This window comes from Myxococcus xanthus (assembly GCF_013116825.1).
GTDB lineage: Bacteria > Myxococcota > Myxococcia > Myxococcales > Myxococcaceae > Myxococcus > Myxococcus xanthus_B.
Genome location: NZ_JABFNS010000030.1, coordinates 1 through 14,292 on the forward strand (window position 1 = coordinate 1; position 14,292 = coordinate 14,292).

Below are 14,292 nucleotides of genomic sequence, written 5' to 3' on the forward strand. Positions count from 1 at the left end.
CCCCGCCCCCCGCCAGCCGAAGCGGCCTCCCCATGCGAGGCCGTCCGAGAACCCCGTCGTCGTCAGCGCGGAGACGGACACCGTCGAGCGACCCGGCCACGGCGCCGCGCGAGTCGGTGGGGATGACTCCTCGGCTGGGACGTCCTCCTCCACCGTCGTGTCGGGCGCTTCGGGGAGCGGTGGTGCCTCCTCGGCGGGAGGCACGACCTCCGAGGGCACCGGGGCGGGCTCCCGGGGACGCAGGGCCTCCGGGTCGATCATCAATGCGAGGACCAGCACGAGCCGACGCTCAATGTCCGCGCACGCGGGCGTGGCGGAGTCGATGTCGCGGCTGCCCAGGACGGTACCCCGAGCGTCCACGAGCGTGAGCCTCGCGGACCACCCCGACGAGGACGCCGGCTCCAGCACGCCATGGATGAGCACATCCGGCAGGGCCCCGAACACGGAGCGTCCCAGGCGAGCCTCCACAGCGCGCGCCAGGGGCGCCGCCTGGATGCACTCCGAGGGCGCATTCCAATGCAGTCCCCACCGCGCCGACGAAGGCGCTGGCGACGCGGTGGCGAGGAGCGGGAGGACCACCCCCAGGAAGAGGGGTGGGGTCATGAGGACACGCGGGCGCACTGGAGGTGGCTCATCCGGGTGACCTCTGTATCAGAGGTCGATTCCCCGGTTCCCCATCAGCTTGTTCGGCGCGAGCTTCACATCCGTCCCGTTGAAGATGAAGAGGGGGAGTCCAATCGCCACCAGTGCGCCGCCACCAATCAGCGAGCCCATGCCCACCTTGCGCAAGGTGTTGTCCTTCGGAAGGGATGAGTCGGAGGACACCGTGCCGTCGAGGGCCATCAGCACCCCACCCGCCACCGCCAGGGAGACGCCGAAGATGGTGGCGAGCCAGCCGGTGGTTCGCAGTCCGGAGCTGCCCGGGTCGACCTTCAGGGACACATCCCGCCCGTGGTCCAACAGCGTGAAGCGCCGTGAGGGCGTGATGCCAGACCCCGCAATGAAGAAGTCCGTCGTCGGGTCGCGAAGGGTGACGTCGCAGGGCATCATGCACTCGCGCTGGTAGTGGACGATGCCCACGGTGCCCGTACCTCTCGTGGTGGCGACGGTGCCGTATCCCTCGCTCGTGACGCGGAAGAGGCTGACCTCGGGGGCGTCGGTCTCGATGCGAACCCGCACGGTCTCATCACGGGGCGAGGACGGCGATTGGGCAAGCGACGTGGGCGCGACGAGACTCAGGGCAAGCAGCAGGCTCAAGGTGTTCCTCCAGACGGCGTGGGCAGCGTCGCCAGATGAATGGAGGCCGGCGCTCCGGATTTTGAAAGGCATTTGTCCGCCCCTTTCCTTGGCAAACGGGGGACCCCTCCGTAGTCAACGCGAACACAAGCGGGGGCCCCACTTCCAAGGAGCTGCCGATGCGTCGTCACCCGACTGTCCTCGTCACCGCCGCCACGGGGCGACAGGGCGGAGCCACGGCCCGAGCGCTGCTGGCGGAGGGCAGCACCTCCGTGCGCGTCCTGGTCGGCAATCCGGAGGCGCCTGGGACGCATACGTATAGGCGGGATAGAGGCGCTGTTGAGGGTGAGGGCTGGAGCGGAGGGGCCGAGGAGGGCCGCTGACGGGGCCTCCCGAGCGATGCTCTCGGCCGGTGGAGAGACCGATTGAACCCCCTTGGGGTACACGCCTGCCCAGGCCGCGCTCCCATCAGGTGCGTGGCAGGGGCCGCCGACCTGGTGGCTGTCTTGCGCCTCAACACCCCGCGGCCTGGGGGGGCCCTCGTGCCGGGGCCCACCTCGCACAGGCCGTGGGCAAGCCCAGGTGCTCCAGAATCGCCCGCACCCCGGGGGCCCCCTTCACGTACGCCAAGACCCGCCGCCTGCCTCCACACCTCATGCAGGCGAACACGTCGAGGTCGAACGTCCTCCTGAGCAACTCGGCCCAGTCCACTCGCGGCGTCTTCTCCTTCATCGGCTCCGTGCTGGCCGCCGCCTCAAGCCCCGCGCTCGCCTCCTGCGCACCTGCTTGAGGGAGCGCATGCGCGCGGAGAAGGCCGTGCGCTTCCTATCCGACGCGAGCGCGCTGCTCGCCGGGTCGCTCGACTACCCGACCACGCTCCAGCGCCTGGCTCGCCTCGTCGCGCCAACGTTCGCCGACTGGTGCATCGTCGATGTGGCCGAAGCGGACGGCAGGATTCGCTGGGTGGCCGGGTTTCACTCCGACCCCGCGAAGCAGAGGGTCCTGCGCGAGCTGGAGGAGCGCTATCTGCCCCAATGGCGCTCGTTCCAGCCGGCCATCAGCGTCATGGTCCGGCAAGCCCTTCCTGCGCTCCGAGCTCTCGGAGCCCGATATGCACGACTACAGCCTCGACGCCGAGAATGCCCGGCTCATCCGCGAACTGGGGACCCGGAGCGGCATGGCCGTGCCGCTCATGGCGCGCGGACGGACGCTGGGGGCCATCTCCATGGGCCGCACGGACCCGAAGCGCCCCTTCGGGCCATCGGACCTGGCGCTCATGGAGGAACTGGCCCACCGGGCGGCCATGGCCATCGACAATGCCCACATCTACCAGGAGGCCCAGGAGGGCATCCGCGTCCGTGAGGAGTTCCTCGGTGTCGCGGCGCACGAGCTGAAGACGCCCATCCCCTCCATGAACATCGTGCTTCAGTCGGTGCTGCGGAGACGAAACGAGCGCCCCTCCGCAGAGCGGCTCATGCAGGCCCTCGAGTCGGCCGAGAAGCAGGTGCAGCGCCTCATGCGCCTAGTGGACGACGTGCTGGATGTCTCGCGGCTGCACGCCGGGCGGCTCAAGCTCCACCTGGAGCGCGTGGACTTCCTGGCCGTCGTGGGCGAGGTCATGGAGCGGTTCATCGAGACCGCCGCCCGAACCGGGTCGCGGGTGGACGTGCGCGCCGAAGGGCCCGTCGAGGGGATGTGGGACCGGAGCAGGCTGGACCAGGTGGTGGCGAACCTCCTCGGCAATGCCCTCAAGTTCGGCGAGGGCAGGCCCATCGAGATTTCGCTCTCACGCGGGGAGGGGACGGCCGAGCTCGTGGTGGAGGACCACGGCATTGGAATCCCGCCCGAGCGCCTGCTCCACATCTTCGAGCGGTTCGAGCGCGCGGTGCCCACCCGGCACTACGGCGGATTCGGGCTCGGCCTCTACATCGTTCGGAGCCTCACGGAGGCCATGGGCGGCACGGTGCGCGTGGACAGCACGCCGGGCCTGGGCTCGAGGTTCACGGTGGTGCTTCCGTGCCAGCCCCTGAATGAGGCCGCGGGAGAGTCGCAGGCGTGAGGAGACGCTGGCTTTCACGACATGAACGCATGCATGCCCCTCGGAAACACTGCCCGGCCCGGCTCCGTATGCCTATTTCCCCGCTGCTCTCAGGCGGGGCGCTACCTGGAGCGCAGGTCCTTCTCTCGCGCCAGCAGAAAGATACGTCATGACCGATTCCTTCATGAAGCTCCGGAGGCTCGCTTCTCTCGTCCTGTATTGCGCCGCGCTCGGCGTCTCGCCGCTCGCATCCGCGGAGCCGCCAGCCGCCGGCGAGCCCGCGGAGGCGGCGCCGCGCGTGGGCGAGCTCAACTACCGCTCCACGGGCCAGCGCCAGCCCCAAATCACCCAGCTGTCCGATGGCGGGCAGCAGATTCACCTCTCCTGCCTTCTGTCGCGTCCCGGCCAGATTCAGCGCTACGCCGTGAGCTGCCCGGGCACGAAGCAACTCGACGTCAAGGTGGCGGACTGCTGCATCCCAGGCGACCACTGGCAGGTGAAGGTGAAGTCCTGGGACTTCAAGCCCAACACGGCGGTGGCGACCTCGCCGGGCGGTGACGGTGACTTCAGCGCGCCCGCCCGCGTCTTCACCTACAGCAGCAGCCGGGACATGAACGCCCTCATCGAGTGCTCGTACCTGCACGGCGTCAACGTCTTCCCGGCGGAGTCCTTCCTCCTCGTGGAGAGCAGCGGCGGCGCATGTTCCGTGACGGACGTGGGCATCACCGAGGAGATTGACCGCTCACCGTGACAGGCCGGTCCGCAAGAGCCCTGTCCCCAGGGCTCTTGCCCCCTCGCGCAAGGTGACATGCTCCCAACTCCTTGAAAGGGGTGGGGTGGAGCGCCCGCTCCAACGCGAGGGAGGGGCGGGCACGTGAGGCGTCACCATCGCCTACAAAGCCGTGGACCCCTCGGATGGAGAGCGACTGCGCGCGGAGATCCACGAGACCGCCGGGAAGCTGACGCCGGGCCAGTGCCCGGGCATGGCTCCCCCATGGAGTGAAGCCCCCCCCCTCTTCTCCTCCGAGTGGTGGCCCTGCCGGTCCCCTCGGACCGGGAGAAGACCCAGATGTACCCGTGGACTCGCTGGTACGATTACTCTCAGGCGCGTGACATGATGTTGGCCGCGACGGATACGCCGTATGCGCCCTGGTTCATCTTGCGCTCCGACAACAAGAAGAAGGCGCGGCTCAACTGCATCCGCTTCCTGCTGGAGAAGATTCCTCACAAGAGGGTGAAGCGTCCCGAGGTGAAGCTGCCCCGCCGCTCCAAGCGGGGCGCCTATGACGACGAGGCTTCGCTCGCGGGGAAGAACTTCATACTCGAGAGGTATTGAGCCCGGAGCACCTTTCCGAAGCCGCGCTCGCGCCCCAGCGAGGGGGCCACGGCGCCCTCCCGCACCGCCTCGCGCCCGGAGTTGAGCACGGCCTTCACCGCGGCATCATTGCGGCGCACCAGCAGGACGAAGCCCCCGAAGTTCTCCATGGGCGCCTCGGCGATTTCATCCAGCTTCCCGTCATCCGATAGGCGATGCGGCCGTCCTCCGCTCGTGACAGCCGCTCCAGCGCCAGCGCACCGCGCGCCCCGTAGCGGCATCGCCGTTCCAGTCCCTGCCTGTCCACCGCGCACGCCCTGCCGCCGTGCCCTGCGACGTTGCAGGGCAAACACCGCTCGCAGGAAAAGGGTGAGGACGTCCGAGAGCAGCCCCCCCTCCACCAGGTGCACCGCCGTCACCTGCGCCCGCTTCGCGTTGCAGGAGGGGCACACCCCTCGCCCCTTGCACGAGAAGGCGACGAGCAGTTCGTCCTTACAGCTCTCGCAGCGCACCCTCGCGAATCCGTGCACCAGCACGCCGCACTCCAGGTACCTGGAGAAGTCCCGCTCCACATACCGGGGCAGGCCGCGCCCCACGTCGCTCGCCTCCGCCAGCAGCGTGGCAAGGTTCTCCCTCACCGCCTCGTACAGCACCGTCGCCTCCGGCTGCCTCCGCCGGTACGCCCACCCCCGCTCCTCCACCTGCCCCTCCCCAGCTCCTCCTCGCCAGGGCACACGCTACCGTCAGCCTCCCACGGGCTTCTCGTGAGCCCGCGAGATCGGGGAACTCGGGCCGCTCGCGTCCGTCAGCGGATTGACCCTGGTGGGCCGCATGTGCCCCCAGTGTGCCCCTCCAGCGAGGCTGAGAACGGGACAAGACGGGATGGGGCGGCACAACGAAACGACGTGAGCACAAGGCGATAGCGGGTATCAGCGCGTCCTGCTTGGGGTTTCCTATCGCCCTGCCAACGGGTTCAAGTCCCGTACTCCTCGCCAATGAGAAGGGCCCGGAATCGCAAGGCTCCGGGCCCTTCGTCTCCGCGGGGAGCGACTTCCGCCCCGGCCCTTGTTCAGCTCAATCCCTGCTCAGTTTTGATACGGACAGGGAACCACCTTGCACGGGAACTTGGTGCAATCGTAGCACTCGAACTGCTGGTAGACCCCGTTGTCACACGACATCATGATGCGCTTGTAATACCGGGTCGTGACACCCCATTCATCGTTCGAGCCGTCGCAGTACTGGGTCCGCTCACCCACCATCTCCGCGGGGTCGAACGCCGAGTTCGTGTAGTACCAGGTACGAACTTCATTGGCCGGAAGCGTCTGGGATTGCGAGTCAAGAGTGCTGCCCTCATCCCCGGGGCCAGCACCGGTGCCACAAGCCGCCAGCAGGCCGGAGACCACCACGGATGCCAACACGGACGGACGCATCATCATTGTTCCTCGGTTGAAGGAGTACCCACCTCGGGCGGGCCTCCGGATTGAGTCAGACATGTGCCTTCAGAGGGGTTGTTGCGTCCAACGCATTGATGGCATCCAAGTTCATGCAGTAGCCTCATGATATGTCCCAGGAGAGCACCCTCGAGGCGCGAGACCTCCGCCTCATCCAGGCCATCTTCGAGGAGGGCGGCGTGACGCGCGCGGCGCGGCGGCTGTACCTGAGCCAGTCGGCGATCAGCCACCAGCTTTCAGGGCTCGAAACGCGGCTCGGAGTCACCCTCTTCGAACGCGTGCGCAAGCGCATGGTCATCACGCCCGCGGGCCAACGGCTTGCGGCGCTCGCCGCCGAGGTGCTGCCGAGGCTCGCACGGGAACAGGCCCTGCTGCGCGCCGCGCTGACGCCCACGCCGCCACGTCCATTGCGCCTCGCCGCCCAGTGCTACACCTGCTACCAGTGGCTGCCGCGGGTGCTGACGGGGCTGTCCACAGCGCACCCGGAGGTGGACCTGCGGCTGGACGTGGAAGCCACTCGCTCGGCGGAAGCGGCCCTTCTTGAAGACCGGCTGGACGTGGCCCTCTGTTGCTACCCCGTGAGCACTCCCGGGCTCGTCTCCACGCCCCTCTTCCGCGATGAGCTCGTGGCCGTGCTGCCCGCGGGCCACCCGCTGGCCGCGCGCCCCTTCGTCAGCGGACCGGACCTGACAGAGCAGGCCGTCTACTTCTACCCGCTCCCCGCGGAGGACGAGGAGCGCTTGCGCCGAGAGCTCCTGCCACGGAGGCCCGATGCACTGCGCGTCCGCACGCTTCCTCTCACCGAGGCCATGGTGGAGCTGGTGCGGAGCGGGCACGGGGTGTCCCTCCTCGGGCGCTGGTCACTCGGGCCGTACCTGGCACAAGGGGGGCTCGTCACCCGCGGCCTCGGGCGCAAGGGCTACTGGCGACAGTGGAGCGCGGTGCACAAGCGTCACAGCCCACTCGCCCCGGCGCTCGCCACACTCGTGGACCTGCTGCGCAGCGCGGTGCTCTCCGCCTGAGCAGCCTGGGCGCGAGGGAGACCCCGGAGCATCAGGAAATGCTCCAATCATGACCCAACCATGATGCTCTGGCCGGCCAGATGGGCCTTTATCGGCGTCATTCCCTGACGCCGGAAGTCCGGAGGATGCCCGCCCTTGTCCGTTCGATTGTCATTCCTGGCCCCGCTCACCCTGCTCGCGCTCCACGGCTGTGACGCCGCTCCATCTGACCCCGCCCCTCTCCGCACACAGTCCGCGGAATTGGCGCCCGCCACGGGCCCGGTGACGCTCGTGACGGACCTCAACGTCACGCCCCTGGCACGCCAGCTCTCCCTCTCGGACCAGTTCACCCGCATGGGGGGCTCCGTTTACTTCTCGGCCACCGGGACGGGCGTGGGCCAGGAGCTGTGGCGCACGGATGGTACGCCCCAGGGCACCACCCTCGTGCGCGACATCATCCCGGGGCCCTGGGGCACAGACCCCTCCCAGCTCACGGTGTGGAAGGAGCGGCTGTACTTCGTCGTCTCCCTGCCGTGGGGTGGCATCACGCTCTACGTCAGTGACGGCACGGCCGCCGGCACGCTCCCGCACGCGGTCATCGCTCCCGAGGGCCAGGGGGGGGCGAAGTACGTGGACTCCGCCTTCCCCACGCGCAACGGGCTGTGCCTGTCGCTGGTGTCGGGCGGCTTCGGGGCGGCGGACGAGCTCCTGTGCGCGAAGGAGACGCCCCAGGAGCTGGTGCGCATCCCCGGGCCCTGGGAGCAGACGACCGGAAGCTCCGGCCTCGGCTACCACTTCTCCGTGGTGGACGGGGTGGCGTACTTCGACGCGGGCGCCAACGGAGCGCGCGAGGGCTGGCGGACGGACGGCACGCCCGAGGGCACGTCCCGCTTCTTCGTGGAGCTGCTGCCGGGGCTGTCGAGCGGGGCCCGCTCGCTGGCGTCCTTCCAGGGGACGCAGTACTTCCGGGGCGGCGATGCGGCCGAGGACCGAGCCAGCCTCTGGCGCACGGATGGCACGCCCGGCGGCACCGTCCGGGTGAAACAGCTCGCCGGGCAGGCCAACTGTGCCTGCGGGCTGTTCCCCGTGGGCGACACGCTCTGGCTGCCGCACTACACCCCGGAGACGGGCGTGGAGCTGTGGAAGTCGGACGGCACGGCGGAGGGCACCGTGTTCGTGAAGGACCTCGTGCCCGGCCCGACCAACTCGAGCCCCTTCGGCTTCGTGCGGCTCGGTGCAACCACTCTCTTCTGGGCGGGCTCACCCGAGGGCTTCGGCGTCTGGCGCACGGACGGCACCGCCGCCGGCACCGTGTTCGTGAAGGCGACGCCCACGCCCCGTGGCGGCCAGGTGGTCGGCGGCGCGTACTACTTCCAGCACCTGACGCCCGGCCTCGAGCAGGAGCTCTGGCGGACGGATGGAACAGCCGAGGGCACGCGGGTGGTGAAGCGACTGGGCCTCGGTGCGAACGTCGAGGCGGGCGTCTCCCTGGCGAACGCGGCCGAGGTGAATGGGACGCTTGTCTTCCGGGGGCGGGACGTCGAGGACCGCTTCGGCCCTTGGCGGAGCGACGGCACGGAGGCGGGCACCCTGCCGCTCGTGGATGCGCAGGGCACGAACAGCACGACGCCGAGGAACCTCGCCGTCATCGGCTCGCGCCTCTACTTCCTCGGGCGCGCTCCGGGGGCGCAGTACGGGGTGTGGACCACCGACGGCACCGCCGCCGGAACCGTGGCGCTGCACCCCACCGTCTCCCCGTTCGTCCCGCTGCCCGTCTTCGGCGGCGCGGAGGGCCGGGTGTTCTTCAGGCCCCTGAGCACCGAGGTGGGCCAGGAGCTGTGGGTCTCCGACGGGACGGCTGGCGGGACGCGGCTGGTGAAGGACATCGTGCCGGGAGCGGGGAGCTCGTGGCCGGAGCCGCTCATCTTCACGGGGGGCGCGCTCTACTTCAGGGCCACGGAGAAGGGGGCCAACGCGGGCGAGCTGTGGCGCACGGACGGCACCCCCGAGAACACGTGGCCGGTGCGGACGCTTTTGCCCGGGGGCGTCAGCGCGGCGTGGCCTCCCGCGCTGGCAGTGGGGAACACGGTGTACTTCCTGGCCACCACCGCGGACGCGGGGCAGGAGCCGTGGCTCACGGATGGAACGCCCGAGGGGACGCGCATGCTGGGCGACCTCGCGCCGGGGACCGCGTCGAGCGGCGCGTGGCCCCTGGCCGCCGTGGGGGACACGCTCTACCTCTTCGACGGGAGCCGGCTGTGGAAGTCCGACGGCACGGCGGAGGGCACGCGCCTCGTGAAGGACGTCGGCCGGGGCACGGCGATGAAGCCGGTGGTGGTGGGCTCCACGCTCTACTTCCTCTTGGGAGGCTCCGTGACGTACGGAGTCCCTCCGACGGGCTACCTCTGGAAGACGGATGGCACGCCCGAGGGCACGCTGCAGGTGCGCACCACGCGCCGGGTGGAGCAGCCCACGGCGATGGGGGGCGTGCTGTACTTCTTCGAGGAAGAGCCCCTGGACACCCACGTCCTGTGGCGCACGGACGGCACGGAGGCGGGGACGTGGCGGGTGAAGGAGCTGCCGCGAATCTGGTGGCTTGAGGGCTCGTCGCTGTCGGAGATGCTGGCCGTGGAGCCCGAGGGACGGCTCATTTTCGCGGCGGCGGACGCGTCCGGCGTGGAGCCGTGGGTGTCCGACGGCACGCCCGAGGGCACCCGGCCCCTTCAGGACCTGTACCCGGGAACGCCGGGCTCCTCCCCCCACGGCTTCTCGCGACTGGGCGGCTATGTGTATTTCGGAGCCACCGACGGGACGCTCGGCCTCGAGCTGTGGAAGGTGCCGGTCTCCGCGCTGGTGGCCCCGGGGCCTGACGGTACCGAGGCCGATGCGGGTACAGCGGTTGACGCGGGCACGCCCGACGACGCGGGCACAACCGACGACGCGGGCACTATGGCCGACGCCGGAGCCACCGACGCGGGCACGCCGACCCCGGCCCCCGACGCATCGGAGGGCGGCTGCGGCTGCGGCGCGACGAGCGTGGGCGCACCGTGGCTGATGCTGGTGTTCAGTGCGTGGATGGGGCGCCGTCGCCGGGACGTATAGGCGGGATAGAGGCCTAGTTGAGGGTGCGGGCTGGAGCGGAGGGGCCGAGGAGGGCCGCTGACGGGGCCTCCCGAGCGATGCTCTCGGCCGGTGGAGAGACCGATTGAACCCCCTGGGGGTACACGCCTGCCCAGGCCGCGCCCCCATCAGGTGCGTGGCAGGGGCCGCCGGCCTGGTGGCTGTCTTGCGCCTCAACACCCCGCGGCCTGGGGGGGGCCTCGTGCCGGGGCCCACCTCGCACAGGCCGTGGGCAAGCCCAGGTGCTCCAGAATCGCCCGCACCCCGGGGCCCCCTTCACGTACGCCACGAACCTTAAGCCTGCCTCCACACCTCACGCAGCCGAACACGCCGAAGTCGAACGTCCTCCTGCGCAAATCGGCCCAGTCTACTGGCGGTGTCCTCTCCTTCATCCGCTCCTTCCTGGCCGCTGCCGCAAGCCCCGCGCGCACCTCCTTCGCACCTGCTTGAGGGAGCCTCTCTTCGATTGACCGTGGAGGTCGTCCTTTCGCTGAGCCGCGCACCCGATTCTCTCAAGCCCAACGCGAGGGATGCGTCCGTCACCGAGTTGATTTGTGCGCTGTTCATGGAGGCGGTGGTTTGGGCAGCCGTCGCCTTCCTTTCATCCAGGACGGGAGCGGCGAGTACCAACCCGTGGTCACGCGGGCGTCAGAGATAGAGCACCGCCTCGGCGCATATGCGGTTCTGGGCCAACCGCACCAGCCGCGCAGGCTCGGGGCGTACAGCCGAGGAGGCGGTGGCACGGTCAACCACGCTGCTGGAAAAGAAGAGTAATGCCTGCATTGTTTTGGGTTTGAAGTGGCCTTTGTTTGCTGGTTTAGTCTGGGTCTTGCACTCCTCAGTCGACGTCGAGCATCCGACCGGAACAACTCCATGAATGAACCGAGCATTGACACACATTGCTCTCGCCTCACCATCGCGCTGCTGGGGATGGCGCTGGGCGTTGTCGCGGGCTGTGCCACGCCGGACGAGCCGGCCTCCGAGCAGCATGCAGTTGGGGGCGCGCGAAGTGAGCTGAGCTATCTCAATACGCTCAACTATTCGATCTTGACGGAGTTTGAGAGGGCCAGGGGCATGCAGCTTAGTGGAGATATTTCCTACCCGGTCTGCATCTTCTCGAACTACACCACGCCAATCTCAGCCAGTAAACGGGAGTCGTACCGGGCTTTGATGCAGCAGGTGGTCAACCGCTGGAACGATGCACTTGAGTCGCAGCCTGGCTGGGCTGTCTGGAACATCCGTTTGTATCTGGTCGGATCAAGCACCGCGTGTCCGGATACGGATGCGAGCCTGAAAGTCTACAAGGTGATGGGGGACCAGACCCGCGAGCGAGGCTACGCGCAGTTCTGGACCTTCCTCAACGTGGCGGGCAGGGGTGAGTTCGACAGTGAGAACTACAAGCGCGAGCTTCACGAGTATGGCCACCAGCTCGGCCTGGGGGACACCTACTCGGAAGCGACGTACCAGCTTCCTTTTGACCAGCCCCCCGGCATCATGAATCTGTACTGGGACGTGCCCGACCTGACCGACGACGACATCGCCTCGGTCCGGCATGTCTGGGCGCGTTTGAGCGGTCGTTCCGGCTCTCAGTGTCCCGCGGGTTTCATCCCTGGCACGGCACAGCCGAACCCTAACGGTCATATCTTCTGCGTCTACCCGCGCTACGACCTCACTTCAATGTGGCTCGGCACCGGGAAGTGTATCGAGCACGTCGACGGTGAGATGGCCATGAGGAACTGCGGCACCTCCCAAGCCCAGGAGTGGCGGATGATTCCAACGGACTGGCCGGGGTACGTCCGCCTCAAGAACCGGCAAGCCGGCTTCAATCGGTGTGTCGACATCATCAATAATGGCGACAAGGACAAGCTGCACCTGGCGGCTTGTGGTGACTACTCCGGCCAGTACTGGCAACTCGTGCCCACCGCGTGGCCTGGGTTCTTCCAGCTCAAGGCCATGTGGCTTGGCGACGGCAAGTGCCTTGGCATCATCAATGGCGGAGTCAATGATCAACTGCGAATGGTTGCCTGCGGCGACTACTCTGGCCAGTACTGGGAGAGGCGGCAGCACTGAGCATCCTTGCAACAAGTATAGGAGCGCGGGAGGCCCTGTTGAGGGTGTGGGCTGGAGCGGAGGGGCCGAGGAGGGCCGCTGACGGGGGCTGCCGAGCGATGCTCCCGGCCGGTGGACGAACACGTCAACATCGGGCGTCCTCCTCCGTAGCTTTGCCCAGTCCACGTAAGCGTTCACCGTGCCCTGTCGTGCTGGACTCCCTGGGGGTGTGAAACCTCCAGTCCTCATGAAATGGAGGCATTCATGGGGCTGGAGAAGGAGTTGGAGAGGTCCCGTTGCGCGGAGGCCGACGTGGCGGGACCTGCAGGCCGAGTCGGCGGTAGCCGGGTCTCACGTCAACGCGGAGGGCACCGGCGTTGGCGGGGGAGGCGGCGAAGGCGCTGTGCCGCTCATGCAGCGTGGCGGCTTTGGCATGGAACTGTGCACTGCGGCCACTCCGCCGCTGCGATGGCACGAGGTCGTAGAGGGCGCGCGTATCCGCTTACGTCCGGCCTCGCGCTCACCCCGAGTTGACCGGCGAACACATCGTCGAGAAGCGCGAACGCGAGTCCCTCTGACATGAGGGTGGCTTGGTGCGAGAGCCAGGCGAGGTGCCGCGCCGCATCAAAGGGATTCGGAGAGCCGATTCCGGGGTCCTCAAGCGCCGCGGCGCGTCTGTGCTCCCCGGTCAGAGAGGTGACTCGGCGAAGGGCAGGCCGTCGTGCCGACACCGCTCCAGCTTCGCGTTTCTCGGTCTTTTCCAGCGAGGAGCCCCTGCAGCCCGCCGCAACCTGGCATGGGCCGCAGGGGGGCTTGCACCATGGGGGTTCGTTTGATACGCGAAATCCTGCCGGTTCCAGACGGTGTGGCGCGTGATTGTCGCCTCCGCTGCCGGTGCTCCATCCGAATGTTCGGAAAAGCTGGCGGGCTCGCTCGTGCTGCAAGGCGCGGCGTTCCCTTCACTTCGTCCGTCCGTGCCGTCCCCGCCGGGGGCGGAGCGGGCGCCTTCTCCATTCGAGGACATGACATGACCATTTCCGTTCGATGCGTGCTGCGGCACCACTTCCGGCACTTCAACGCCCGGACCCTCGTGGATGCAGCGGACGCCTGGGCGGCGCACGCCGATGACGGTGGCAAGATGATGGTGACGCTCGCCGGTGCCATGAGCACGGCGGAGCTGGGGATCTCGCTCGCCGAGATGATCCGCCGCGACAAGGTCCACGCGATCACGACCACGGGCGCGAATCTGGAGGAGGACGTCTTCAACCTGGTGGCCCAGGAGCACTACGTGCGGGTGCCCGATCCCCGCAGCCTCACGGCGGAGCAGGAGGCCGAGTTGCGCGACAAGGGGCTCAATCGCGTGGCAGATACCTGCATCCCGGAAGAGGAGGCGATGCGCAAGGTCGAGCGCCCCCTCCTCGAGCTCTGGCAGAGGGCGGAGCGGGACGGGCGCCGCCACTTTCCCCACGAGTACCTCTACGAGCTGCTCCTCTCCGGCGCGCTGGCCGGCTCATACCAGGTGGATCCCCGTCATTCGTGGCTCCTGGCGGCTGCGGAGAAGCGCCTTCCGATCTTCGTACCGGGATGGGAGGACTCCACGCTGGGCAACGTGTTCGTCGCCAGCGTGATGCGCAAGGAGCTGGAAACCTGGAGTCCCATCCGCGGCGGCGCCGAGTACATGGCGGCCCTCGCCGACTGGTACCGGGAGACCTCCTCGTCCGCGAAGGTCGGCTTCTTCCAGATCGGCGGGGGAATCGCCGGCGACTTCCCGATCTGCGTGGTGCCGATGCTGCGCCTCGACTTGGAGGAGGAGGTCCCCTACTGGTCCTACTTCTGCCAGATCTCCGACAGCACGCCCTCGTTCGGCTCCTACAGCGGCGCACCGCCCAACGAGAAGATCACCTGGCACAAGGTCGACGTCGACACGCCCCGCTTCGTGATCGAGTCCGATGCGACGATCGTGGCGCCGCTGATCTTCTCGTACGTCCTCGACTGCTGGGGCGTGCGCCAGAAGAAGAACTGAAAAGAGCGGCTCTGGAGACCCTGCCGGCGAGGTGCTCCGGCTCGGGCTCCACAAGCTCT

12 protein-coding genes and 1 pseudogene are annotated in these 14,292 nt (G+C 68.4%); 9 read left to right on the forward strand and 4 right to left on the reverse strand.

Annotated elements, in window-relative coordinates:
• Window positions 1–603, reverse strand: a pseudogene (locus HNV26_RS11165) (hypothetical protein); the annotation flags it as partial.
• A 48-nt stretch (window positions 604–651) separates the two neighbouring features.
• A complete protein-coding gene (locus HNV26_RS11170) occupies window positions 652–1,257 on the reverse strand; it encodes a hypothetical protein (RefSeq protein WP_140861577.1) in 606 nt (201 codons plus the stop codon).
• 158 nt (window positions 1,258–1,415) lie between these two features.
• On the opposite strand from HNV26_RS11170, the gene HNV26_RS38325 reads away from it, so the two are divergent.
• The 5 genes from HNV26_RS38325 to HNV26_RS11190 all read left to right on the forward strand — a co-directional run bounded on the left by HNV26_RS38325 (window position 1,416) and on the right by HNV26_RS11190 (window position 4,610).
• Window positions 1,416–1,619 carry a hypothetical protein gene (locus HNV26_RS38325; protein ID WP_253816456.1) on the forward strand — a complete coding sequence of 68 codons (204 nt, stop codon included), beginning with the start codon at window positions 1,416–1,418 and terminating at the stop codon, window positions 1,617–1,619.
• 272 nt (window positions 1,620–1,891) lie between these two features.
• Window positions 1,892–2,026: a hypothetical protein gene (locus HNV26_RS38940; RefSeq protein WP_301338426.1), complete on the forward strand. Its 135-nt coding sequence runs from the start codon at window positions 1,892–1,894 to the stop codon at window positions 2,024–2,026.
• A 141-nt stretch (window positions 2,027–2,167) separates the two neighbouring features.
• Window positions 2,168–3,295, forward strand: a complete 1,128-nt coding sequence (locus tag HNV26_RS11180; RefSeq protein ID WP_171439906.1) for a GAF domain-containing sensor histidine kinase — start codon at window positions 2,168–2,170, stop codon at window positions 3,293–3,295.
• 148 nt (window positions 3,296–3,443) lie between these two features.
• Window positions 3,444–4,025 carry a hypothetical protein gene (locus HNV26_RS11185; protein WP_171439907.1) on the forward strand — a complete coding sequence of 194 codons (582 nt, stop codon included), beginning with the start codon at window positions 3,444–3,446 and terminating at the stop codon, window positions 4,023–4,025.
• A 279-nt stretch (window positions 4,026–4,304) separates the two neighbouring features.
• Window positions 4,305–4,610 carry a polyphosphate kinase 2 family protein gene (locus tag HNV26_RS11190; RefSeq protein WP_366816842.1) on the forward strand — a complete coding sequence of 102 codons (306 nt, stop codon included), beginning with the start codon at window positions 4,305–4,307 and terminating at the stop codon, window positions 4,608–4,610.
• Here HNV26_RS11190 and HNV26_RS39255 read toward each other — a convergent pair.
• Window positions 4,556–5,323, reverse strand: coding sequence for a transposase zinc-binding domain-containing protein (locus HNV26_RS39255; protein ID WP_366816843.1), 768 nt, complete (start codon window positions 5,321–5,323; stop codon window positions 4,556–4,558). The two genes, HNV26_RS11190 and HNV26_RS39255, sit on opposite strands and share 55 nt — an antisense overlap.
• Window positions 5,324–5,674: 351 nt before the next feature.
• The gene (locus tag HNV26_RS11210; RefSeq protein ID WP_253816458.1) at window positions 5,675–6,082 is read right to left on the reverse strand and encodes a DUF6289 family protein; all 408 of its coding nucleotides are present in this window, start codon (window positions 6,080–6,082) and stop codon (window positions 5,675–5,677) included.
• Between the two features lie 68 nt (window positions 6,083–6,150).
• On the opposite strand from HNV26_RS11210, the gene HNV26_RS11215 reads away from it, so the two are divergent.
• The 4 genes from HNV26_RS11215 (at window position 6,151) to HNV26_RS11230 (ending at window position 14,233) form a co-directional block, all read left to right on the forward strand.
• Complete coding sequence (locus tag HNV26_RS11215) at window positions 6,151–7,062, forward strand: LysR family transcriptional regulator (protein ID WP_171439908.1); 912 nt, start codon at window positions 6,151–6,153, stop codon at window positions 7,060–7,062.
• Between the two features lie 240 nt (window positions 7,063–7,302).
• Window positions 7,303–10,143 (forward strand): hypothetical protein, encoded by a 2,841-nt coding sequence (locus HNV26_RS11220; RefSeq protein ID WP_171439909.1) that lies wholly within the window; start codon window positions 7,303–7,305, stop codon window positions 10,141–10,143.
• Window positions 10,144–11,034: 891 nt separating this feature from the next.
• Window positions 11,035–12,231: an RICIN domain-containing protein gene (locus HNV26_RS11225; RefSeq protein WP_171439910.1), complete on the forward strand. Its 1,197-nt coding sequence runs from the start codon at window positions 11,035–11,037 to the stop codon at window positions 12,229–12,231.
• Window positions 12,232–13,237: 1,006 nt separating this feature from the next.
• Entirely contained in the window at window positions 13,238–14,233 is a 996-nt protein-coding gene (locus HNV26_RS11230) for a deoxyhypusine synthase family protein (protein ID WP_171439911.1), read from the forward strand.
• Window positions 14,234–14,292 lie beyond the last annotated feature (59 nt).

Coding starts and splice junctions, on each gene's coding strand:
- HNV26_RS11230 (WP_171439911.1), top strand. CDS start 13,238: ATGACCATTTCCGTTCGATGCGTGCTGCGGCACCACTTCCGGCACTTC.
- HNV26_RS38940 (WP_301338426.1), top strand. CDS start 1,892: ATGCAGGCGAACACGTCGAGGTCGAACGTCCTCCTGAGCAACTCGGCC.
- HNV26_RS11210 (WP_253816458.1), bottom strand. CDS start 6,082: ATGTCTGACTCAATCCGGAGGCCCGCCCGAGGTGGGTACTCCTTCAAC.
- HNV26_RS38325 (WP_253816456.1), top strand. CDS start 1,416: ATGCGTCGTCACCCGACTGTCCTCGTCACCGCCGCCACGGGGCGACAG.
- HNV26_RS11180 (WP_171439906.1), top strand. CDS start 2,168: ATGTGGCCGAAGCGGACGGCAGGATTCGCTGGGTGGCCGGGTTTCACT.
- HNV26_RS11185 (WP_171439907.1), top strand. CDS start 3,444: ATGACCGATTCCTTCATGAAGCTCCGGAGGCTCGCTTCTCTCGTCCTG.
- HNV26_RS11225 (WP_171439910.1), top strand. CDS start 11,035: ATGAATGAACCGAGCATTGACACACATTGCTCTCGCCTCACCATCGCG.
- HNV26_RS11215 (WP_171439908.1), top strand. CDS start 6,151: ATGTCCCAGGAGAGCACCCTCGAGGCGCGAGACCTCCGCCTCATCCAG.